Annotated in this window: 27 protein-coding genes and 2 tRNA genes; 3 read left to right on the forward strand and 26 right to left on the reverse strand. The window is 55.3% G+C overall.

All coding sequences use genetic code 11. The features are described from left to right. Nucleotides 1-2: 2 nt before the first annotated feature. Nucleotides 3-248 carry a sulfurtransferase TusA family protein gene (locus tag ACAM29_RS06365; protein WP_091824460.1) on the reverse strand — a complete coding sequence of 82 codons (246 nt, stop codon included), beginning with the start codon at nucleotides 246-248 and terminating at the stop codon, nucleotides 3-5. 100 nt (nucleotides 249-348) lie between these two features. Between ACAM29_RS06365 and ACAM29_RS06370 the strand changes: the two genes are divergently transcribed. After that, nucleotides 349-1785: a M48 family metalloprotease gene (locus tag ACAM29_RS06370; protein ID WP_091824462.1), complete on the forward strand. Its 1437-nt coding sequence runs from the start codon at nucleotides 349-351 to the stop codon at nucleotides 1783-1785. Between the two features lie 62 nt (nucleotides 1786-1847). On the opposite strand, the gene nadA is transcribed toward ACAM29_RS06370, so the two are convergent. The 18 genes from nadA to ACAM29_RS06460 all read right to left on the reverse strand — a co-directional run bounded on the left by nadA (nucleotide 1848) and on the right by ACAM29_RS06460 (nucleotide 15102). Then, nucleotides 1848-2891, reverse strand: coding sequence for a quinolinate synthase NadA (gene nadA / locus ACAM29_RS06375; protein WP_369623591.1), 1044 nt, complete (start codon nucleotides 2889-2891; stop codon nucleotides 1848-1850). 167 nt (nucleotides 2892-3058) lie between these two features. Continuing rightward, a tRNA-Lys gene (locus tag ACAM29_RS06380) sits at nucleotides 3059-3134 on the reverse strand. Between the two features lie 37 nt (nucleotides 3135-3171). Continuing rightward, nucleotides 3172-3247, reverse strand: a tRNA-Lys gene (locus tag ACAM29_RS06385). 63 nt (nucleotides 3248-3310) lie between these two features. Continuing rightward, nucleotides 3311-3991, reverse strand: a complete 681-nt coding sequence (queC, locus tag ACAM29_RS06390; protein ID WP_091824467.1) for a 7-cyano-7-deazaguanine synthase QueC — start codon at nucleotides 3989-3991, stop codon at nucleotides 3311-3313. 14 nt (nucleotides 3992-4005) lie between these two features. Beyond that, entirely contained in the window at nucleotides 4006-4821 is an 816-nt protein-coding gene (gene ybgF, locus ACAM29_RS06395; protein WP_369623592.1) for a tol-pal system protein YbgF, read from the reverse strand. After that, entirely contained in the window at nucleotides 4821-5351 is a 531-nt protein-coding gene (pal, locus tag ACAM29_RS06400) for a peptidoglycan-associated lipoprotein Pal (RefSeq protein WP_091824473.1), read from the reverse strand. The genes ybgF and pal overlap by 1 nt, the downstream gene beginning before the upstream one ends. A 69-nt stretch (nucleotides 5352-5420) precedes the next feature. Further along, entirely contained in the window at nucleotides 5421-6725 is a 1305-nt protein-coding gene (gene tolB, locus ACAM29_RS06405) for a Tol-Pal system beta propeller repeat protein TolB (RefSeq protein ID WP_369623593.1), read from the reverse strand. Next, the gene (gene tolA / locus ACAM29_RS06410) at nucleotides 6719-7618 is read right to left on the reverse strand and encodes a cell envelope integrity protein TolA (RefSeq protein ID WP_369623594.1); all 900 of its coding nucleotides are present in this window, start codon (nucleotides 7616-7618) and stop codon (nucleotides 6719-6721) included. Before tolA ends, tolB begins: the two co-directional genes overlap by 7 nt. Nucleotides 7619-7628: 10 nt before the next feature. Further along, the gene (gene tolR / locus ACAM29_RS06415) at nucleotides 7629-8045 is read right to left on the reverse strand and encodes a protein TolR (RefSeq protein WP_091824478.1); all 417 of its coding nucleotides are present in this window, start codon (nucleotides 8043-8045) and stop codon (nucleotides 7629-7631) included. Between the two features lie 11 nt (nucleotides 8046-8056). Further along, entirely contained in the window at nucleotides 8057-8734 is a 678-nt protein-coding gene (tolQ, locus tag ACAM29_RS06420) for a protein TolQ (protein WP_091824481.1), read from the reverse strand. After that, on the reverse strand, nucleotides 8734-9165 hold the full coding sequence (gene ybgC, locus ACAM29_RS06425; protein ID WP_206842053.1) for a tol-pal system-associated acyl-CoA thioesterase: 432 nt from the start codon (nucleotides 9163-9165) through the stop codon (nucleotides 8734-8736). The genes tolQ and ybgC overlap by 1 nt, the downstream gene beginning before the upstream one ends. Nucleotides 9166-9238: 73 nt before the next feature. After that, nucleotides 9239-9550, reverse strand: coding sequence for a TraR/DksA family transcriptional regulator (locus ACAM29_RS06430; protein WP_369623595.1), 312 nt, complete (start codon nucleotides 9548-9550; stop codon nucleotides 9239-9241). 114 nt (nucleotides 9551-9664) lie between these two features. Further along, nucleotides 9665-10672, reverse strand: coding sequence for a Holliday junction branch migration DNA helicase RuvB (ruvB, locus tag ACAM29_RS06435; protein WP_206841346.1), 1008 nt, complete (start codon nucleotides 10670-10672; stop codon nucleotides 9665-9667). Between the two features lie 10 nt (nucleotides 10673-10682). Next, a complete protein-coding gene (ruvA, locus tag ACAM29_RS06440; protein WP_369623596.1) occupies nucleotides 10683-11312 on the reverse strand; it encodes a Holliday junction branch migration protein RuvA in 630 nt (209 codons plus the stop codon). A gap of 23 nt (nucleotides 11313-11335) precedes the next feature. Then, nucleotides 11336-11848 carry a crossover junction endodeoxyribonuclease RuvC gene (ruvC, locus tag ACAM29_RS06445; RefSeq protein WP_091824495.1) on the reverse strand — a complete coding sequence of 171 codons (513 nt, stop codon included), beginning with the start codon at nucleotides 11846-11848 and terminating at the stop codon, nucleotides 11336-11338. Between the two features lie 129 nt (nucleotides 11849-11977). After that, complete coding sequence (locus ACAM29_RS06450; RefSeq protein WP_369623597.1) at nucleotides 11978-12715, reverse strand: YebC/PmpR family DNA-binding transcriptional regulator; 738 nt, start codon at nucleotides 12713-12715, stop codon at nucleotides 11978-11980. A gap of 67 nt (nucleotides 12716-12782) precedes the next feature. After that, a complete protein-coding gene (aspS, locus tag ACAM29_RS06455; protein ID WP_369623598.1) occupies nucleotides 12783-14546 on the reverse strand; it encodes an aspartate--tRNA ligase in 1764 nt (587 codons plus the stop codon). Nucleotides 14547-14655: 109 nt separating this feature from the next. Then, complete coding sequence (locus ACAM29_RS06460; protein ID WP_206841337.1) at nucleotides 14656-15102, reverse strand: HIT domain-containing protein; 447 nt, start codon at nucleotides 15100-15102, stop codon at nucleotides 14656-14658. A 68-nt stretch (nucleotides 15103-15170) separates the two neighbouring features. Between ACAM29_RS06460 and ACAM29_RS06465 the strand changes: the two genes are divergently transcribed. Continuing rightward, a complete protein-coding gene (locus ACAM29_RS06465) occupies nucleotides 15171-16316 on the forward strand; it encodes a GNAT family N-acetyltransferase (RefSeq protein ID WP_369623599.1) in 1146 nt (381 codons plus the stop codon). Between the two features lie 3 nt (nucleotides 16317-16319). Here the strand turns inward: ACAM29_RS06465 and ACAM29_RS06470 are convergent, their stop codons facing one another. Next, nucleotides 16320-17633: a Na+/H+ antiporter family protein gene (locus tag ACAM29_RS06470; RefSeq protein WP_369623600.1), complete on the reverse strand. Its 1314-nt coding sequence runs from the start codon at nucleotides 17631-17633 to the stop codon at nucleotides 16320-16322. 85 nt (nucleotides 17634-17718) lie between these two features. Then, on the reverse strand, nucleotides 17719-18336 hold the full coding sequence (locus tag ACAM29_RS06475) for a flavin reductase family protein (protein ID WP_369623601.1): 618 nt from the start codon (nucleotides 18334-18336) through the stop codon (nucleotides 17719-17721). Nucleotides 18337-18558: 222 nt separating this feature from the next. On the opposite strand from ACAM29_RS06475, the gene ACAM29_RS06480 reads away from it, so the two are divergent. Further along, nucleotides 18559-18843, forward strand: a complete 285-nt coding sequence (locus ACAM29_RS06480; RefSeq protein ID WP_091824514.1) for a hypothetical protein — start codon at nucleotides 18559-18561, stop codon at nucleotides 18841-18843. A 59-nt stretch (nucleotides 18844-18902) separates the two neighbouring features. Here the strand turns inward: ACAM29_RS06480 and fetB are convergent, their stop codons facing one another. From fetB to ACAM29_RS06505, 5 genes are all read right to left on the reverse strand, one after another. Further along, on the reverse strand, nucleotides 18903-19706 hold the full coding sequence (fetB, locus tag ACAM29_RS06485) for an iron export ABC transporter permease subunit FetB (RefSeq protein ID WP_206841323.1): 804 nt from the start codon (nucleotides 19704-19706) through the stop codon (nucleotides 18903-18905). Then, nucleotides 19693-19932, reverse strand: coding sequence for a hypothetical protein (locus tag ACAM29_RS06490; protein ID WP_369623602.1), 240 nt, complete (start codon nucleotides 19930-19932; stop codon nucleotides 19693-19695). The genes fetB and ACAM29_RS06490 overlap by 14 nt, the downstream gene beginning before the upstream one ends. A gap of 18 nt (nucleotides 19933-19950) precedes the next feature. Further along, entirely contained in the window at nucleotides 19951-20310 is a 360-nt protein-coding gene (locus ACAM29_RS06495) for an ATP-binding cassette domain-containing protein (protein WP_369623603.1), read from the reverse strand. Between the two features lie 84 nt (nucleotides 20311-20394). Continuing rightward, nucleotides 20395-21324, reverse strand: coding sequence for an electron transfer flavoprotein subunit alpha/FixB family protein (locus ACAM29_RS06500; RefSeq protein WP_369623604.1), 930 nt, complete (start codon nucleotides 21322-21324; stop codon nucleotides 20395-20397). Further along, a complete protein-coding gene (locus tag ACAM29_RS06505; protein WP_369623605.1) occupies nucleotides 21324-22073 on the reverse strand; it encodes an electron transfer flavoprotein subunit beta/FixA family protein in 750 nt (249 codons plus the stop codon). The genes ACAM29_RS06500 and ACAM29_RS06505 overlap by 1 nt, the downstream gene beginning before the upstream one ends. Between the last annotated feature and the right edge of the window lie 145 nt (nucleotides 22074-22218).

The following is a 22218-nucleotide window of genomic DNA, read 5'->3' on the forward strand; positions in this document are numbered from 1 at the left end:
CCTCAGGTGCCGGCTCCACGCCGGATCCAATAGATATAACACTGCTCATCGCTGAACGTCTGCAGTAACTCATGGTCAGAAACCCGAGCATAGGCAGGAAAATCCCGCAGCGAACCAGCATCAGTGGCAATCACTTTCAAAACCTGCCCCGGCTCAAGCTGATGCAAGGCAAGCTTGGCCTTGAGCAGCGGCATGGGGCAACTGAGGCCACTGGTATCCAGTTCGTGATCAAATGGCGGCGATGACATGCAGAAAACTCCCGTAAATCACTGGCCTTGGGTGGCAAGCACTATATACCATAATACCCGGCAAGATAATTCTGACAGCGGTAGAATGATGCGAAGACTGATGCAAACACTATTGGTGGCAGCAACCTGCTTTTCCACCGCCCTCCTGCCCGCTACCGGCACTGCCAGTACCGATTTGCCGGTATTGAATGATGCCAGCTCCGCAACCGTCAGCCTGGACGCCGAATACCGCTTGGGCCGCAACTGGGCGCGCATTCTTCGTGCTCAGGCTCCACTGCTGGACGACCCGATCAGCTATCAGTACCTTGAAGACCTGTTGTGGCGCTTGCTACCGAAAAGTCAGGTGCAGGATCGCCGGCTTGAACTGTTTTTGCTTGATAACCCAACCTTTAACGCCTTTGCCGTTCCCGGCGGCATCATTGGCATCCACAGCGGACTGCTGCTGGCTGCTGAAACCGAAGGCGAACTGGCTTCGGTGATTGCACACGAGTTGGCCCACCTGAGTCAGCGCCATTATGCTCAGAGGCTTGAGGAGGAGCGACGCAACCGCCCGCTGATGCTGGCAGGCCTGCTTGCCAGTATTCTGGTAGCGGCAGCCGATACCCAAGGCGGCATGGCCGTCCTGTCTTCAACCATGGGCGCCAATGCACAGGGGCAGTTGGCATTCAGTCGTCGCAATGAGCAGGAAGCGGACCGTGTTGGCATGCAGACACTGGTCGAGGCCGGCATCGACCCACACACCATGCCACAGATGTTTTCGCGCCTGCAGCGCAACTATCGCTTCTATGGGCAGCGTCCGCCCGAATTTTTGCTGACACACCCCGTGACTGAGTCACGCATAGCCGACTCGCTCAACCGTGCAAGCCAGTTACCGGAAGTACAGTCACATGCCGACAACAGCGACTTCAATTTAATTCGTGCCCGCATGCAGGTTCATCACAGCGAATCCCCGCAGAAGGCACTTGCCACTTTCCGCGCTGCAACTCAAGATTCTGACCAGCTGCATAATCGTTATGGTCTGATGTTGGCCGCCATTGCGGCTGCCGACTTTGCTCTTGCCGATAAAACCTGGAACACACTGGACGCCTCTGCACGTCGACACCCATGGCTGCTGTTGAGTCGAGTTGAGCGTTTTTTGGCAGCGGCCGATTCAGCCAGTGCGTTGGAGATTTCCAGGGAGTTGATTGCACTTTACCCCGACAGCCGCCCGGTACGTACCCTGCATGCACGAGCACTTCGTGAGACAGGCCAATTACAGCAGGCCATACGCATCTACAAGCAACTGACTCGTGACTACCCAACCGACACGCTGATCTGGTTTGAACTGGCTGAAGCGGAAGGGCTTGCCGGTAATATTCTTGCCGTACATGAAGCACGAATAGAGTATTTCCTGCTGACGGCACAGTTTGATCTGGCACTGAAACAGCTTGAGTACGCCGCTCGGGAAAAGGATCTGACCGACTCAGACAGGGCCAGATTGGAGCAACGCGAGCAGGAAGCAAAAGCGCTGCGGCAGGAAATGAAGGAACAGTTTTAAAAGCAGACTTGAGATCAGGAGGCGCTGCTCATTTGATAAGCAGCGCCTCCTGAAACGTGATATCAGCTGGCTGAAAAATCCAGCATCCGCTGCAGCGGCTTTAGCGCTCGGCGCGCGAGCTCCGCATCAACGTGGATTTCATCGACACCATGCTCCAGAGCGGCAACGATATTATCCAGTCCGTTCATCGCCATCCAGGGGCAGTGCGCACAGCTGCGGCAGGTTGCGCCTGAGCCACCTGTAGGAGCTTCAAGGAAGCGCTTGCCGGGAGCAGCCTGTTGCATCTTGTAGAAAATGCCTCGATCAGTTGCAACGATGAAAGTTTCATTTGGCAGGTCGTGCGCCGCCTTGATCAACTGACTGGTAGAGCCAACGGCATCAGCAATCTGGACCACAGTGTCCGGTGACTCGGGATGAACCAGCACCGCCGCATCCGGGTAGACCCGCTTCAGATCCAGAATCCCCTTTGCCTTGAACTCTTCATGGACAATGCAGCTGCCATCCCAAAGAATCATCTCGGCACCGGTTTCCTTACGGACGTATCCACCCAGATGCTTATCCGGCGCCCAAATGATTTTCTTGCCCTGATCGGCCAGATATTCCACTACCTTAAGCGCAATACTCGAGGTCACCACCCAGTCAGCGCGCGCCTTAACGGCTGCAGAGGTGTTGGCATAGACGACCACTTCATGATCGGGATACTGATCACAGAACGCCGAAAACTCATCGGCAGGACAGCCTATATCCAGAGAGCAGGTTGCTTCAAGCGTCGGCATCAAAATGCGTTTTTCCGGGTTCAGGATTTTGGCCGTTTCACCCATGAAGCGCACACCAGCCACAATCAGAGTTGAGGCCGGGTGGCGTGAGCCGAAGCGCGCCATCTCCAGAGAGTCGGAAACACAGCCACCGGTTTCATCTGCAAGCTGCTGAATCAGGTCATCGGTATAATAATGTGCCACCAGACAGGCATCCTTTTCTTTCAGGAGCTGACGGATCCTGCTCTTGTACTGCTCAATCTCGGCAGATCCCATCTGCTGCGGCAGGTGCTCCTGAGCAAAATGCTCCTGCACCAGAATGCGATCGTCGATGTCCTGCTTGCTCAACATAGTCAGATTCTTATCATCACGCTGGTTGGATGCCTTGGACGGCAAAATCTTGGGGCGCCGATTATACCATAGTTGCACTGCAGTAAGTGAAGCACTGACACAACGACTAGGCACAAAAGCATCAGACTTGAGTATCAGCTGTATCAAATGAAAAAGGCCGGATAAAATGGTGGGTCGTATAGGACTCGAACCTATGACCAATTGGTTAAAAGCCAACTGCTCTACCAACTGAGCTAACGACCCAAAGACTGATGCCCAAAAGCATACAGTGAAGAAGGGATGGTGGGTCGTATAGGACTCGAACCTATGACCAATTGGTTAAAAGCCAACTGCTCTACCAACTGAGCTAACGACCCTCCCGATGGGCTGCGCATTTTACCTGCCGAGGCGTGAAAGGCAACCCTTGAGCGGAATTTTATTCAAACATAACGGGTCGGATCCACAACACCTGCATCCTCAAACCCCTTGGCACGCAGACGGCAGCTATCACACCGACCACAGGCACGCCCTTCCATATCGGCCTGATAGCATGAAACTGTGAGCGCATAATCAATACCCAACGCAGTGCCGCGGCGGATAATGTCCGCCTTGGTGAGATGCATCAGTGGTGTTTCGATATGTACGGGGTCGCCATTGATGCCACGTCGCGTCGCCAGGTTGGCCATGCGCTCAAACGCTTCTATAAACTCCGGGCGACAATCAGGGTAGCCGGAATAGTCGACTGCATTTACACCGATAAAGATGGCATCGGCATCCAGCACCTCTGCCCACCCAAGCGCCAGAGACAAAAAAACCGTGTTGCGTGCAGGCACATAAGTAACCGGAACGCCTTCAGCCTGATCTTCGGGTACATCGATACTGGTATCGGTCAGTGCCGAGCCGCCAAAATCCTCCAGATGCAATCGCAACACTCTGTGTTCACTGACACCAGCCTGGGCTGCAATCGCGCGTGCCGCATTCAACTCGGTCACCGAACGCTGACCATAGTCGAAGCTGAGCACATGACAGCTATAGCCCTGTTCCATGGCCATCGCCAATGCAGTTGCCGAATCAAGACCACCCGAAAGCAGTACTACTGCACGTTTTTCACTTTGTTTCATTTCGATTGAGCCAGTCACTGTTGATTGGAGAGGAAACTTCGAGCCAGACCAGCCGCAGACGTTTGCGGATACTCATCCTGCACCCGCTTCATCAACGCTCTGGCCGCAGCACCATCACCACCACGCTCAGACAACACACCCAGCTTATAGAGCGCATCGGCAGCCTTGGCGTGACCCGGATAGCCCGTAACCACCTGATTGAAGGCGCTCGTTGCCGCTTCAACCTTACCCTGAGCCAGCTTTACTTCGCCGAGCCAGTACCAGGCATTGGGCACAAGCGAACTGTTCGGATAGTCGTTCAAAAACAGCTCAAACGACTTTTCCGCCTGATCAAACTCACGCTGACGCACATGACTGTAGGCCTTGTCGTAGGCTGCCGCATCACCAGCAGCAACACCTTCTACAGAGGCATTCAATTCAGCATTATCAGTCACATTGGGCAGACCCGCTGTCTGTTTAGGCTGTTCTGGATTACCTTGGGCTGCCAACAGCGCGTCATCCGACACCGCTGACATCAGCAAGCTGATACGACGATCCATATCTCTGTAACGCTCACGCTGCTGCTGCTCAAGCCGTTCGACCTTATGCTGCTGCTCTTCCAGCGCTCCGCGCAGCATCCTGACTTCATCCTGAAGTTGCTGCAGACTGAACAGCAGCTCATTCTGGACCGAATAGCCAGCCGCACTCTGCACCTGTAATGGCTGCGTTCCTCCTGTACGTGGAACCACCGGTGTCTCGGTGATTTCTATCACCGGCACCGGGGCCGCATACGACCAGGATGACGCCAGCACCAGCAGGACGGTAGCCTTGGCTGTTGCGGCACTTTTCATCACTTGCTCTGGTAAATCAGTTCAACACGACGGTTTTTGCCCCAAGCGTCAGCGGAGTGACCGACAACAGCCGGTTTTTCTTCACCAAAGCTGATGCTTTCTACCTGTGAATTGCCTGCACCATTCACAACCAGCAGACGCTCAACGGCCTTCGCACGACGCTCACCCAATGCCATGTTGTATTCACGGGTACCGCGCTCATCAGCATGACCTTCCAGGCGTACGGATGCCGAAGGGTTCTGGGACAGATAGCGGGCATGAGCTTCAAGATCAGAGAATCCTTCCTGACGCACTACGGCCTGGTCGAAGTCGAAATAGAACACGGTGCGCAGCTGCTGCAGATCTTCGGCTGTCACAATGGCACCGCTGACACGACTACCTGAGGTGCCATAAGTATTGGCACCAGAAGCAGAAGTACCATCACCTGCCGCACCACCCGCGTCAGTAGAAGTACTGGTGGTGCTACAGCCTGCAGCCCACACCATGGCTGCCGTCAGGGCAACCGCTTTGCTCAGATTGACTACCCGCATGATAAATCCTCGATTTGACTGTTTAAATGAGTGTATTGCCATTGTGTTGCAGTTTGCTGCCGCGCCGACCTACTGCAAGTAGGGTGACCAGGCAGGTTCTCGTACATCACCCCTGTCAACCGGCATTCTGAACTGAACCCGACCATCCAGTGATGCGGCCGCCAGCACTCCGCGCGTACCTTCCTGTGTGGCATAAATGACCACACTGCCGTTCGGCGCGATACTGGGTGATTCGGCCATGCCGGAGCGAGTGAGTATATCCAGTCGCCCCGTTTTCAAATCCTGTACCGCTATATTAAAGCCATTGCCACCGCCACTGCTGCGATGAACCATGGTCAGGAATCGCCCATCCTGAGTCAGGCGCCCCCTGGCATTGTAGTTACCGTCAAATGTGAGTCTTTCCAGCTTGCGATCCTCAAGCCCCAGGCGGTAGATCTGTGGCTGACCGCCCCGATCAGAGGTGAAAATCAACGAGCGCCCATCTGGTGACCATGCCGGTTCGGTATCAATACCGTAATGCTGAGTCAGACGCTGCAGCTGGCGACTGCGCAGATCCAGAAGATAGATTTCCGGGTTGCCATCACGCGACAACACCAGCGCCAAACGGTTGCCATCCGGCGACCAGGCGGGTGCACCATTCAGACCCGGGAAGGACTGAATGCGCTCGCGTTTGCCGGTTGCAAGATATTGTACGTAAATGGCAGGACGCCCTGTTTCAAAGGACACATATGCCAGCTTGCTGCCATCCATTGACCATGCCGGTGACATGATTGGCTGGGCAGACTCCAGTATGGTTTGCGCTCGAGCGCCATCCCAGTCCGCCAGCTGCAGGCGATAACGCTGCTTCTGATCACCCAACTGCTCCGCCGTGACGTACACCACCTTAGTCGCAAAGGCGCCTTTAAGGCCTGTAAGCTGCTCAAAAATCCTGTCTGCCATATAGTGGGCGGCATCCCGCAAGCTTGAGGCGGTTGCACTGACCTGTTCAGCCAGCACCTGCCGCTCACGCAGCACATCGTACAACTCAAAACGCAAGCTGAGCTGGTCACCCACTGAGTCAATACGCCCAATCACCACATAATCCATTTTGGACACGCGCCAATCTCTGAAGTACACATCATCACGGCGAGTCGGAAAGCTCAGCATATTGTCACGCGGCATGGCACTGAAGAAGCCACTGCGCTCCAGATTTTGACCGACCACTTGTGCCACATCTTCCGCCAGCGCTGAGCCAGTATTATTCCCAAACGGCACAACAGCAATGGAGGTCGGCGCCTCAACCCCCTGAGTTACCTCTACCATGAGCTCAGCCTGCACCAGCTGCGCGACGAGCAGCAATGTAAACGCTGCAAACAGTTGCTTGATCCTTACCACCTCAGCCCCTCCGGCCTGAATTTGACTAAAAGTTTACGTAATCGACGCTCAAACAGCAGTGGATCGACATCCGCAACCCTCGGAAAGCTGTGTGCTCTCAGCACGGCCTGCACCGCAGAGCTGTCGAACTGTGCATTGCCACTGCTGGTATGAATATAGGCCTGATCCACCTCACCGCTTGGCAGAAAGTGTATCGCCACTACTGCTTCCATTCCGTTGCGAGCGGTTGACGGAATACGCCAGCTGTCCTGCAATACAGCCTGAATGTAGGACTGTATATCTCCAATTACTGCCTGAGAAGCCTGCTCAGCGCGAGCCTGTGCTTCCGCGCGCTCGGCTGCCAGCTTGCGCTGCAGATCTGCCTCCGCCTGTTGCTGCTGCTTGCGGCGCTCTGCTTCAGCTCTGGCAGTTGCTTCGGCCTTGCGCTTGGCCTCTTCGGCTTCACGCTTAGCCTGTTCCTGCGCCTTGCGTTTCGCCGCTTCTGCCTCCGCTTTCTTGCGAGCAGCCAGCTCAGCCTGACGCTTTTGTTCTTCCGCTTTTTGTCGCGCCTGCTCTTGCTGTCGTTTCTGTTCGGCCTGCTGCTCCGCACGCTTACGTGCGTCGGCTTCTGCCTGCTTACGTGCAAGTTCTTGCTGGCGCTGTTCAACCGCTTCACGTTCGCGACGCTGACGGGCCTCTTCCGCCTTGCGCTTTTGCTCAGCCTGCTGGCGAGCAATCTGCTCCTGTGCCGCCTGCTGCTGAGCCAGAGCCTTGAGGTTTATCATCTCCGCCTGGATATGACGGGGAGCTGAACGTACCGACTCAGCCGGCCGATCCCAGTTCATGCTGATCAGTGAAAATGCTGCCGCATGCACAACAAAAGCCAGCATAAAGGGCAAAATATAGCTTCGCATCTCCACCGCGCTATTCCGTCACCAGGCCAACACTGGTTGCACCTTCCTGCTGCAGCAATACCATCAGTTGCACTACCTGATCATAGCTTGCGTCCCGATCACCTCTTACCAGCAACAGTTTTCGTGGTGCGCTGGCCAGCACTTTTCCGACACGGCTGGCCACCTCCTCACGGCTAATTGGGACCCGGTCATCACCTCCCACATTGATGTAATACTGTCCTTCACGATCAACCGTCAGCACCAGAGGCTCTTCGTCTTCCGTTTCCACTGGCTCGGCACCGGCCTGAGGCAGATTCACATCTACCCCTTGAGTCAACATTGGCGAAGTCAGCATGAAAATGACCAGTAGTACGGTCATCACCTCAATATAAGGGACAACATTGATTTCCGCGTTGATTTTGCGTTGCTTGCGTGGACGCCAATCCATAGATTAAAACCTCAGACGGAGTGCACACGCCGGTAGAGAATGCTGGAAAACTCATCGGCAAAGGTTTCATAGTTACTCAACAGAGACTCGGCTTGGGAGGCAAAACGGTTATAGGCCACCACCGCCGGTATTGCGGCAAACAGACCGATCGCAGTAGTGATAAGAGCCTCAGCAATACCCGGCGCCACTACCGAGATGGCGGCATGTTGAACGGTTGCCAGTCCACGGAAGGCGTTCATAACCCCCCAAACGGTACCGAACAGCCCCATATACGGAGCGGTTGAACCCACGGTGGCCAAAAACGGCAAATGACGCTCCAGCTTTTCTTCTTCACGCGCCATGGCAACACGCATGGCGCGCTGAACACCGTTCATCACTACATCCGGCTCACGGTTGGCCTTCTGAGTCAGCCGAGTAAACTCCTGCAGCCCCGCACGAAAGATATTCTCCGCCCCACAGATCGTATTGGGAGACTGGTTCACATCACGGAACAGCTGAGCCAGATCCACTCCCGACCAGAAGCGATCCTCAAACTGACGCATGGAACGGCGTGCCTTGCGCAGTACCTGGTGGCGCTGAAAAATCATCACCCATGAAATAAACGAGGCCAGGAACAGCAGCACCATAATGAATTGAACGGTGAGGCTCGCATTTTCAACGAGACTCCAGATTGGCAGTTTGCCTTCCATTATTTCTCCTCGACAGCAGGCAGTGACTTGGTAACAGTTTTCATGGATTGAAGCAGGTTATCAGGCCATCGTGTCGGCTTCATGTCTGAAGCGCGCACACAGGCAACATCCACATCAGCCTCACACAGCAGACGATTATCCGCCTGGCAGACAATACGCTGCTGAAAGGATACCCTCACCCTGCTCGCCCGTTCGATACTCACTTCGACCAGAAGTTCATCATCCAGACGTGCAGGGGCCAAGTAACGGCACTCGGTTCGTGTTACGACAAAAATGATATCGTCAGCCATCAGCGCCTGCTGAGAGCCACCACATTGCCGCAGCAGCTCAGTGCGCGCACGCTCCATGAACTTCAGGTAATTAACGTAGTAGACAATACCACCGAGATCGGTATCTTCGATGTAGACACGTAGCGGCCACTGAAACGGCATGCCGTCGACCTGATCAGGTTGCAGATGGCACACAACAATAGCAGCCGCAGATTTTAATACAAGGGGGGAGGCGCTACTCCTGACAAGTCAGGCAGCACTCCGTGAGTGGATCAGCCCTGAGACGGTTCAGCTCGATTGTTTCGCCACAGCGACAGCAGCTGCCGTAGCGACCTCGATTGATACGCTCCAGTGCTTCGTTGCAGCGCCCAATGACATCGAGATGATGGCGCAGATGCTCCAAGTCCAATCGCCTGGCGACTTCAAGTGTAGCCTGCAGCTCGGTCTGCCCGGGAGGGATCGATCTAAGAAGCTGACGCACATGCTCGATATCATGCAACTCCTCAGAGAAGCTTTCCAGCTCATGATGATTCAGTACGGCCGACATGATGATGATCTCCGCTAGTGGACTGTCATCATCGTAGACGGACAGGCACATTGCCGACTTGATCTTTATCAGTCAGTTGTTTGAGAGACCTAACACATCAATAAACTATTGATATCAGTCAGGCCTTTCAATCCCGAAGTGGACATAGGCATGGTCAGTGACTACGCGCCCACGCGGGGTGCGCATCATGAACCCCTGCTGGATCAGATAGGGCTCCAGCACATCCTCGATAGTATCGCGTTCTTCACTGATTGCGGCTGCAAGACTGTCGATCCCCACCGGACCACCACCGAATTTTTCGATCATCGCCAGTAAAAGACGACGGTCCATATGGTCAAAGCCACGCTCATCCACATTCAGCATGTTCAGCGCCAGATCGGCAATATCCTTGGTAATGCGGCCATCACCCTTCACCTCGGCAAAGTCGCGTGCCCGGCGCAACAGTCGGTTGGCGATACGCGGCGTGCCGCGTGATCGTCTTGCCACCTCTCGAGCTCCGTCTTCATCGATATGGGTCCCCGACAACTGCCCCGAGCGCATTACGATACCGGTCAGATCCTGAATCGAGTAGTACTCAAGCCGTTGTACTATCCCAAAACGGTCCCGCAAGGGAGAAGTGAGCAAACCCGCCCGAGTGGTGGCACCCACTAGGGTGAAAGGCGGCAGATCCAGCTTGATTGAACGCGCCGCCGGCCCTTCACCGATCATGATATCCAGTTGGTAGTCTTCCATCGCCGGATAGAGTACTTCTTCAACATTGGGGCTTAGTCGGTGTATTTCGTCAATAAACAGCACGTCACCAGCTTCAAGGTTGGTCAACAAGGCTGCCAGATCACCGGCCTTCTCCAGCACCGGACCGGAAGTGGTGCGGATCTGCGCGCCCATCTCATGAGCGATGATATTGGCCAGTGTAGTTTTACCAAGCCCGGGCGGGCCGAAAATCAGCGTATGATCCAGCGCTTCGTTTCGGTTGCGTGCCGCATGGATAAAGATCTCCATCTGTTCACGTACCACAGGCTGCCCTTCATAATCCTTGAGCAGCTTGGGGCGTATGGCACGATCCTGAACCTCTTCGGCAGGCGCCGCCATGGGCGTAATAAAACGGTCGGCTTCAATTCTCATAGCATTTGTCTCAACCCACCATGGTACGCAGGGCATGGCGTATCAGCGTTTCGGTGACCGCATCTTCTCCCAGTGCCTGTACTGCCTGTTCAATCGCGCGCGTGGCTTGCTGCGGCTTGTAACCCAGTGCGATCAGCGCGCTTTCGGCTTCCGCACGGTGGTCCGCTTCCGGAACCAAAACCGTCTCGGACTGGCTGCCACTGCTCAGTTCCAGCTCGGTCAAGGTCGGTAGCTGCAGCTGACTGAGGCGGTCTTTCATTTCAACAATCAAACGTTCCGCCGTCTTTTTGCCCACTCCCGGCACCCGCACCAGCGCCGTTGTGTCTTCGTTGTGCACACTGCGGATAAAGTCATTGGCACTGATGCCGGACAGTATAGAAAGAGCCAGTTTGGGGCCGACACCGTTCACCTTGATTAATGAGCGGAACAGAAGTTTCTCCTGCTGATCGGCAAAGCCGTACAACAGCTGGGCGTCTTCGCGCACCACAAAGTGGGTGTGCAGTGACACTTCGGCTCCCACTTCCGGCAATTTGTAAAAGGTGTTCATCGAGGCTTCGACCTCGTAGCCCACACCGTTAACATCCAGCAGCATCCAGGGCGGCTGCTTTTCCAGAATTCGACCTCTGAGGTGTCCGATCACGCGCTTTGCATCTCCAAGATAAATCAGTAACGCCAGCGCCCGGCCGTTTTGCCGCGCGCTTGCTGAATTTGCCCCGCACAGGTATGAGCATGGCAGAGCGCGATGGCCAGCGCATCTGCCGCATCCGCCTGGGGCAGCCCCGGCAACTTCAGCAGATGCATCACCATGTGCTGCACCTGCGCCTTGTCGGCACCACCATTGCCTACCACCGATTGTTTGACGCGACGGGCCGCATACTCGGATACCGGCAGCAGGCGGTTGGCACCGGCCACGATCGCCACCCCCCTCGCCTGGCCCAGCTTAAGCGCCGAATCCGCATTGCGCGACATGAACACCTGCTCAATGGCCATTTCCTGAGGCTGATAGCGCTCAATGACTTCAGTCACGCCGGCATACACCTGCTGCAGTCGATCTGCAAGAACGTCACCACTGATGCGGATGCAGCCACTGGCAACGTACTCGGTACGAGGACCCGCCACGCGAATGACACCATAGCCGGTAATTCTTGAGCCGGGATCGATCCCCAATATCAGCATGGACCTGTCTCGAAACTCCAGTAAATGTTTAAGCGGACTATATCTGTATATTTATACACTAAATCAAGGCGTTTTGCTCAAAAAAAACCGGGGTTGCCCCCGGTTTCCATCAGCCATCATGCTGCGCGTTTATTCCATCGCTTCTTCGGGGATTTCGGCATTGTGATACACATTCTGGGTATCATCGAGATCCTCCAGCGCGTCGATCAACTTCAGCGCTTTCTGACCGCTTTCCACATCCAGCTCAACCGTAGTGGACGGAATCATGCCAACCTCGGCATAAACCGGCTCGAACCCAGCATCTACCAGCGACTGTTTCACGTCCATGAACTCCTGCCAAGGCGCAAACACGTCGATGGAGCCGTCTTCGTTGGTGATGACGTCATCAGCCCCCGCTTCCAGCGCCGCTTCCATGATCGCGTCTTCATCAGCGCCTTCACCGAAGCTGATCTGACCTTTTTTCTCAAACAGATAGGCAACCGAACCGTTGGTACCCAGGTTGCCACCCGCCTTGTTGAAGGCAGCCCGCACCTGAGACACGGTACGGTTGACGTTGTCGGTCATGCACTCGACCAGAATGGCCACGCCGTTGGGGCCGTAGCCTTCGTAGGTCAGCTCATCGTAGTTGTCACCCTCGCCACCGCCTGCGCCACGCTGAATCGCCTTTTCGATGGTGTCCTTCTTCATGTTGGCGCCCAGCGCCTTGTCCATTGCCGCACGCAGACGCGGGTTGTCTTCCGGAGTGCCACCACCCTCTTTGGCGGCGACGGTCAACTCACGAATCAGCTTGGTGAAGATCTTGCCGCGCTTGGCGTCCTGAGCCGCCTTGCGGTGCTTGATGTTAGCCCACTTGGAATGACCTGCCATACAACATCCTCAAATATCGGTCGTGTAAACAAATGGGGCGACACTGATGGTCGCCCCGGGTGCGCAATCAGGGAGTTTTGCGCAGCTTGATATTCAGTTCGCGCAGCTGCGCGGCACTCACCTCACCCGGTGCATCGGTCAGCAGACAGGCAGCACTCTGGGTTTTCGGGAAGGCGATCACTTCACGAATTGAAGTGGAACCGGTCATCAGCATCACCAGACGATCAAGACCAAACGCTAGACCACCATGAGGCGGTGCGCCGTGCTTGAGTGCATTCAACAGGAAGCCGAATTTCTCGTCCGCTTCCTCATCGGAGATACCCAGCACCTTGAATACGGCTTTCTGCATGGTCTGATCATGGATACGGATGGAACCGCCACCCAATTCGGTGCCGTTCAGTACCATGTCGTAGGCACGGGAAAGCTTGCCTTCGGGCTCGGCGATCAGTTCTTCCGGGCTGCAGCTCGGCGAAGTGAACGGGTGATGCAGCGCGGTCATGGAGCCATCGCTGTTCTCTTCGAACATCGGGAAGTCGACCACCCACAGCGGCGCCCACTCGCGTTCGATCAGGTTCATATCTTCGCCGACCTTGATGCGCAGCGCACCCAGGGCTTCGTTGACAACCGTCGCCTTGTCGGCACCGAAGAACACGATGTCGCCGTTTTTGGCTTCCAGGCGCTCCATGACCTTCATGGCCACGTCTTCACCCAGGAATTTCACAATCGGAGATTGCAGGCCTTCGGCACCCTTCTCCAGCTCGTTGACCTTGATCCAGGCCAGGCCCTTGGCACCGTAGATACCGACAAAACTGGTGTACTCGTCGATGATCTTGCGGGTCAGTTCGGCACCACCCGGTACCTTCAGTGCCGCTACGCGACCTTTCGGGTCCTTGGCAGGACCGGCAAATACCTTGAATTCAATATCCTGAAGCAGGTCAGCAACGTCCACCAGCTCCAGCGGAATACGCAGATCCGGCTTGTCGGAGCCGTAGCGGTGCATCGCTTCTGAGTATGGCATGCGCGGAAAGTCGCCCAGATCCACGTCCAGCAGTTCGATAAACAGCCTGCGGATCATGCCTTCGGTCAGGCCCATGATCCCTTCCTCGTCCATGAACGAGGTTTCGATATCGATCTGGGTGAATTCAGGCTGACGGTCAGCACGCAGGTCTTCATCACGGAAGCACTTGGCGATCTGATAGTAGCGATCGAAACCGGACACCATCAACAGCTGCTTGAACAACTGAGGCGACTGCGGCAGGGCAAAAAAGCTGCCTTCGTGAGTACGGCTTGGCACCAGATAGTCACGCGCACCTTCAGGGGTTGCGCGGGTCAGAATCGGGGTCTCGATATCGAGAAAACCGTTGTCTTCCAGATAGTTGCGGATGTTATGCGTGATTTTGGAGCGAAACCGCAGCTTGCGCTGAATTTCCGGACGACGCAGGTCGATATAGCGGTGACGCAGGCGCACATCCTCACCCACTTGCTGGTGTTCGTCCAGCTGGAACGGCGGGGTTTCAGACTTGTTCAGAATGACCAGTTCCTTGCCCAGCACTTCGATTTCGCCGGTGCCCATCTCCTTGTTGATGGTGCCTTCCGGACGCCCACGCACGGTACCGCGCACTTCAACCACGTATTCGTTGCGGACGCTGTCAGCCAGATTGAAGCTTTCTTCACGATCCGGGTCAAACACCACCTGAGTGATGCCTTCACGGTCACGCAGGTCGAGAAAAATCACTCCACCATGGTCACGGCGACGGTGTACCCAGCCGCAGAGTGTGACATCTTCACCGATATGTTCTGATCTGAGATCGCCGCAATAATGGCTACGCATACTGTCCTGTTCCTGTATCCGGGTGCATCAAGGAAAATGAAAGGCGGGAATTATAACCGATTTAGCCGGGCCTGACAGGCCCGGCGGCAGGGATAAGACCGGTAAAAGCTCAGTTATGTGGTTCGAATGCCATTTCTCCGTCAAGCAAAGCTTCCAGCTTGCCTCGGACCCGGTCAAGCTGTTCCTGCGTATAGGCAACAGCAGGGACCTTACCCCAGACGGGGCCGGGCCAGGCTGCATCGCTCTCCTTTCGGACAATCACATGCATGTGCAGCTGTGGCACCATATTGCCCAGGCAGGCGACATTCATCTTGCGTGCCTGAAACATATCCGCCAGTGTTTCAGCCAGGTCGCTGGCCTCATGCATGAGCTGTTGCTGCTCATTGGCCGGCAGATGGTACAGTTCCGTGACACCGGCCCGGCGGGGCACCAGAATGAACCAGGGGTACTGGCTGTCATTCATCAGCAGCAAGCGACAGAGAGGATAGTCACCAATGGCAATCGTATCGGTGATCAGACGGGGATCAAGCTCAAACTCCAGCTCCAGTTCATCCATTGCCCTGCTCCTTGAATCGTTAAATATGCTTTTTAATCCAACAGTTACACTGATTAGTATAGGTCGACATGGCTAAAGTCAATCTGCATCAAAGTATAGAGTCGATCGGTCAGCCGCGCTGGAATGCACTCTGCGGCATCCAATATCCGTTTCTGCGTTACGAGTTCCTGCATGCACTGGAAGCCTCCGGCAGCGTCAGCACAGCTACCGGCTGGCAGCCCATGCATGCAGAACTACTCGATGACGATGGTAATCCGCTGATGCTGATGCCGCTGTATCTGAAAACCCACTCCTGGGGCGAATATGTGTTCGATTGGGCATGGGCCGACGCCTATGAACACCACGGACTCAACTACTACCCGAAGCTGCTGACTGCAGTACCCTTCACGCCCGCCACCGGACCACGTTTTGGCACCCACCTCAGCCCCGCTGAAGTAATGCAGCAATTACCTGCGCTGGTACAGTCGGTGTGCAGCCAGACACACGCCTCTTCATGGCATGGCCTGTTCTTGCCACAACCGGAGCTGCGGTGCGCACCGCAACCATTACTTCACCGTCTGGGTGTGCAGTACCACTGGTTCAACCGGGATTATCGTAATTTTGATGATTTTCTCGATCGTTTCAGCTCACGCAAGCGCAAGGCGGTTCGACGTGAACGCAAGAAAGTCGAACAACAGGGCATCAGTCTGCGGCGAATCCGGGGCAAGGCGATCACTCGCGAGCAACTGGATCTGTTTTACCGCTTTTATCAGATGACCTACCTCAAGCGTGGTCGACAGGGGTATCTGGCACCGGACTTTTTTCACCGCTTGCATCAGAGCATGCCCGAACAACTGCTGTTGATACTGGCCGAGCTTGAAGGCAATGCCATCGCCGCTGCACTCTGCTTCATTGGTGAAGATACGCTTTATGGCCGTTACTGGGGCTGCATGGAGGAATATGACTGCCTGCATTTCGAGGCCTGCTACTATCAGGGTATCGAATTTTGCATTGAGCAGGGCCTTGCTCGCTTTGACCCGGGCGCCCAGGGGGAGCACAAAATCCAGCGCGGCTTTGAGCCGATTGCGACCGGGTCATTGCACTGGATCGCACACCCGGGGTTTGAAGCGGCGATTCGTGACTTCCTGCAGCAGGAGTCTCCCGCCATGCAGGAACAGATGGAGGCATTGCACGGCTGGCTGCCATTCAAACAGCCTGACGTGCAAGCTCAGTAAGGCTCAGAGAATCATTGCTGCGGCCCAGCCCGCCGCCAGCAGCGGAAGGTTGTAATGCAAGAAGGTGGGCACCACCGTATCCCAGATATGGTGATGCTGACCGTCCACATTCAGCCCCGCAGTAGGTCCCAGCGTGGAGTCTGAAGCCGGTGAACCTGCATCACCCAATGCCGCAGCAGTACCGACCAGCGCCACAATGGCAAGCGGACTGAAACCCAACGACAACGCCAGCGGCACATAGATCGCCGCAATGATCGGAATGGTCGAAAAAGACGAACCAATGCCCAGCGTGATCAGCAGCCCCACCACCAGCATCAACAGCGCAGCCAGCGCTTTATTCTGGCCAATCAGCTCGGCGCTGCTGCTCACCAGCGTGGTAATTTCACCGGTTTGGCGCAGTACTTCGGCAAAACCCGCCGCCGTGATCATGATAAAGCCGATCATCGCCATCATTTTCATGCCGTCGATCAGTACTCCATCGGCTTGTTTCCAGCGCACGATACCGGTGACGGTACAGATCATATAGCCGGCCAGCGCGCCCAATACCATTGAGCCTGTCCAAAGTTGAATACCGAATGCCGCCAGCATCGCGACAATGACCGCTACCAAGCGAGTGGAACTGTATTCAACCTTTACTCGCTCCACCTGCTCCAGTGGTGCCAGGTCATAATGACGCTTGCGACCATAACTGACCATCGCCAGCAGCAGCCCCGCTACCATACCGGCTGCCGGGATCCACATGGCGGACATCACATTGATGCCTTCCATTGTGAGGCCATTATCGGCAATGTTTTTCAGCAGAATATTGTTGAGAAAAATGCCGCCAAACCCCACCGGCAGGAACATGTAAGGTGTCACAAGGCCGAAAGTCAGCACGCAGGCAATCAGACGGCGGTCCAGCTGCATTTTGCTCATCACCAGCAACAACGGTGGAATCAACAGGGGAATAAATGCGATATGAATCGGTATCAGGTTCTGAGAGGAGATGGCAATCGCCAGAATCACCAGTACCAGTGCATATTTTATAACACGCGTATTGCCATTACCCTGCCCCAGTTTGCTCTGCACCAGATCAGCCATGGCATGAGGCAAGCCCGACTGGGCAATGGCAACGGCAAAACCACCCAGCATGGCATAGCTCAGGGCCACTTCGGCGCCACCACCAATACCTCCGCTGAACGCTGCCAGTGTCTGCTCCAGCCCCATCCCCGCCAACAGGCCCGCACTCAGAGCCCCCAGAATCAGCGCCACCACCACGGGTGTACGCACCAGACTCAGCACCAGCATCACCAGCACTGCGGCCACTACGGCATTCATCAGTCAGTTTCTCCTGCAGCGTTTACTGCTCAAGGTAGACGAAAAAAGCGCGCACTCTGCAGCAGTGACGGATTGATGTCAAACCTCAGCTGCGGCGGATGCTGAACAGCTCACCCAGTGTTGCGTACTCGGAACCGCCCAATCGTGCCAGCGGCTTGATTCTGTCTGCCTCAAACCTCATCCGTCCTTTCGCATCCCGTCCGCATACCGCGTCATCGATCCAGATTCGCTCCACTTCCACCAGCAACAGACTCTGGGGTCTATTGCCCACCTCAATGTGTTGATGCAGCCGACAGGCAAGTGCAACCGGCGCATCCGGCAATCGCATCAATCCGGTGTCATCGAAAGGCATTAGCGTCTGCCCCGTCAACGTCAATTCCGACTCACCCCGGGCCAGTTCAGCCGCGCTGTCGCTGACCATCTGCGCCTGATGATTGGCTGCGATATGAATCACACAACGTTTGTATTCCAACAGGTTATGACAGGTATCTTTCATGCTGCCGTCACTTTTGCTGCCGATGGAAAGCATCAGGATGGGTGGATCACTGCACACCACATTGAAAAACGAAAACGGCGCAAGATTATGACTGCTGCCTGCCTCATCATTAGGGCTCAGCACCCAGGCGATAGGGCGCGGAATAATGACTTGGGTCAAGGTGTGATAGATCTCGGTCGAACTCACCTGATTTGCTTCGATGATCATTATTGCTCCTGCTCAAGCCGTTAAAGGGCCACAGCATACCATTCAGCGCCATTGGCACCCATTTTGATGCGCAGGTGCAACATGAACAACAGTGCAGAAATTGGCTTGAAGGATGAAAATCTTGCAGCCAGACACCCTCGTAAACCTGTGCCAAAAGCCTAAACTGAAACTCCCGCTATCGGGTGACCCCTTCATAAAACCTCAAATGCGAGGAGGATTGGTATGCTGACGTACGAAGAATGCCTGGAGATGAGTGACCTCTCGGCTGACGAAATCGCCGCCATCGCCGAACATGAACATATGGACCCGATGATAGCTGTTGCCCTTGGGCATTATCTCGTAACACATGATGGCGAAAAGCGTATTCAGAGTTTCATTCTGGATGATATTGAACGTGCACGCCGCTGTGGTGACCACCAAAAGCAGGCACTTCTGGCGGGCGCTTTGCGTCACTTCATCGCCAGTCACCCGGTAAAAAAGGCACAAGAGCAGATGCTGGCTTCCTGATCAGGTGATGCCAGAGCCTAAGTATTTCCTGCTGTGCAGGGCCACTTACCCACGAAGGGTTACTCGGCCCGCTTCACCAGTCGATCCATTCGCAAGCGCTGGCGCTGATCAAACAGGCGCCAGCTGCCTGCCACCACGGCCAACATCACCCCGAAGCCACTGCCCAGCGTTATAATCAGCATGATCAAAATCTGGTATTTGACCGCCAGTGCCGGTGCCGTACCTGCGAGAATCTGCCCCGTCATCATGCCCGGCAAGCTTATGACGCCCGCTGCCGCCATCGCATTGATGCTGGGCATCATGCCTGCACGCATTGCATCACGCTGAATGGGACCCAAGGCCTGCTTCCAGTTTTGCCCCAGCATCAGGCGGTTTTCAATCTGCGCACGTTGCTGCCACGCTGTTTCAGTGAGCCGATCCAGACTGAGCGCCACACCGGTCATGGTATTGCCCAGCAGCATACCCAGCAGCGGGATGGCATATTGTGGCCGATACCAGGGATCTGGCCCCACCAGCACCAGAAGTGTGATCACCGCAACACTGAAGGATGATACAAACATTGACGCGGTGCCGATGCAATAAGCCCAGCCGCCGCTGAAGCGGCGCTGCTGCCTCGCCATTACTTCGCGCCCGGCCAACAACAGCATCACCAACGCCATCAAACTCACCCACAACAGTGTCCCAACAGAAAAAAGCAACTCCAGCACAAGGCCTATCAAAAACAGTTGCGCTACAGTACGTGCGCTTGCGACCAGCAAACTGCGACTGATCCCCAAGCGGGCCTGCCAGGCCAGTAATGCCAGCACCAGTACCAGCCCTGCGGCCAGTGACAGTTGCCACCAGCTGATATCAATCACGCTCATCAGTTACCTCAACCAACTGCTCATGCCTGATTTGGAACCGGTAATCCGCCACGCGTTGCATCTGGGCGGCATCGTGTGCGACCCAAAGTACTGGCCAGCCCTCGGTTTGAATGCGATCCAGCAGCATTGCCTCCACTCGCAGGGTGGTTTCAGGATCCAAGTTGGCGCAGGGCTCATCCAACAATAGTACCTGCAAGGGAAAAGCCAGTGCGCGCAGCAAGCCCAATCGCTGTTTCTCACCGGATTATAGTCGCATTACATCCCATTCCTGGGCTTCAACCGGCAGGCCCAAGGTTTCAAGACCCTCGCCATTGAACTCTGCAGGAAAGTGGTCCCCCACGCGCTCACTCCACCACTGGCTTTCGGCCGGGACGAGGCGTACCCGTTGCCGCCACAGATGTGCCGGCAGCTGCTGCTGTTCCAAGCCATCCAGCGACACCTCGCCTGAGTGTGGCTCCAAATCAGCAACGGCACGCAGCAGGCGGCTTTTGCCGCTGCCGGACTGCCCACTGATACAACATATTTCTCCGGGCCCGATCGAAAGATCGAACGGCTGAATCAGTTCATTTGAAAGTCGTTTGAGGTGTAGCGTAACGGGCGACAAAATCGACCCCCTGAAAGCAGAAAACCGGAGCCAGCTTAGCAGCTGGGCTCCGGTTTGGGCATTCTGGACTACGCTTTTCGTGGATTAAAGTGCACTGTCCAATTCAGGTAACGCGGTGAACAGATCAGCCACCAGACCATAATCAGCTACCTGGAAAATCGGTGCCTCTTCATCCTTGTTAATAGCGACAATTACTTTGGAATCTTTCATGCCTGCAAGGTGCTGGATTGCGCCGGAGATACCTACAGCTATGTAGAGCTCTGGCGCAACGATCTTGCCAGTCTGCCCTACCTGCATATCGTTGGGTGCAAAGCCAGCATCGACAGCCGCACGAGAAGCGCCAACAGCGGCACCCAACTTGTCGGCAACCTTTTCCAGCAGGTGGAAATGCTCGCTGTCTGCCATGCCGCGTCCCCCGGCAATAACGACACGCGCCGACGTCAGTTCAGGACGATCAGACTTCGCCATTTCATCACCGATAAACTGGCTAAGTCCGGTATCTTCAACCTGGCTCAGAGTTTCAACGGCTGCACTGCCACCTTCTGCCGCCACCGCGTCAAATGCGGTACCACGAACGGTGATCACCTTGACCGCATCCAATGACTGAACGGTTGCAATGGCGTTACCGGCATAAATTGGACGGGCAAAAGTATCGGCGGACTCCACCTTGATGATATCCGAGATCTGACCCACATCCAGCAATGCCGCAACCCGCGGCATAAAGTTTTTACCGTTGGCAGTCGCCGGTGCCAGAATATGCGTGAATCCTTCAGCCATGGATACGATCAGGGCTGCCATGTTTTCAGCAATTTCATGGTCATACGCCGGATTGTCCGCCAGCAGCACCTTACTGACGCCTGATGCCTGGGCTGCGGCATCAGCGGCAGCGCTACAACCGTTGCCAGCGACCAGCAGGGTAACGTCACCACCAATCTGTGCGGCAGCAGCCAAAGTGCTTAAAGTGGAAGGCTTCAGCACCTGATTGTCATGTTCAGCAATTACCAGAATACTCATCAGATCACCTTCGCCTCGTTCTTGAGTTTATCGATCAGCTCGGCCACATCAGCCACTTTGATACCGGCTGAACGTTCAGCTGGCGGCTCTACCTTAAGCAGTTTCGTGTGAGCCTTGATCGTGACCCCCAGATCTGCTGGCGTAAGCGTTTCCAGCGGCTTGCGCTTGGCTTTCATGATGTTTGGCAACGAAGCATAACGCGGTTCATTCAACCGTAGGTCTACCGTCACCACTGCAGGTGTATTAACTGCAACGGTCTGCAGACCACCATCCACTTCGCGTGTGACAGTGACCTTGTTGCCATCAATTTTTACTTCGGACGCAAAGGTTCCCTGTCCCATACCCGTCAGTGCCGCCAGCATCTGACCGGTCTGATTATTGTCGGAGTCGATTGCCTGCTTGCCCATCAATATCAGATCAGGCTTCTCATTTTCGACTACCTTGGCCAGCAGTTTTGCCACCGAGAGAGACTCCAGCGGATCATCGCTCTGAACCAGAATGGCCCGATCGGCACCAAGAGCCAGCGCCGTGCGCAGCTGTTCCTGAGCGGCCTGAGGCCCCAAAGAGACCACGACTACCTCGCTGGCTTGACCGGACTCTTTCAGGCGAACTGCCTCCTCGACTGCGATTTCGCAGAAGGGGTTAATTGCCATTTTTACATTATTCAGATCAACGTCGGACTGGTCGGATTTAACCCGGACCTTGACGTTGTAGTCGATAACTCGCTTAACCGTTACCAGCACCTTCATTGTCATATCCTTTGCTTGTTGTTATGGGTCACCGGAGGCGACTTCACCTCTTTTGGGCATTGTCACGCATGATAACCAGCCACACAGAATAAGCAATAACCCCTATCCAAAAGCCTCGCCAGACCGGATCAATATCGATAATTTC

Origin of the sequence: Marinobacterium sp. BA1, assembly GCF_041155135.1 — a bacterium.
Taxonomy (GTDB): domain Bacteria; phylum Pseudomonadota; class Gammaproteobacteria; order Pseudomonadales; family Balneatricaceae; genus Marinobacterium; species Marinobacterium iners.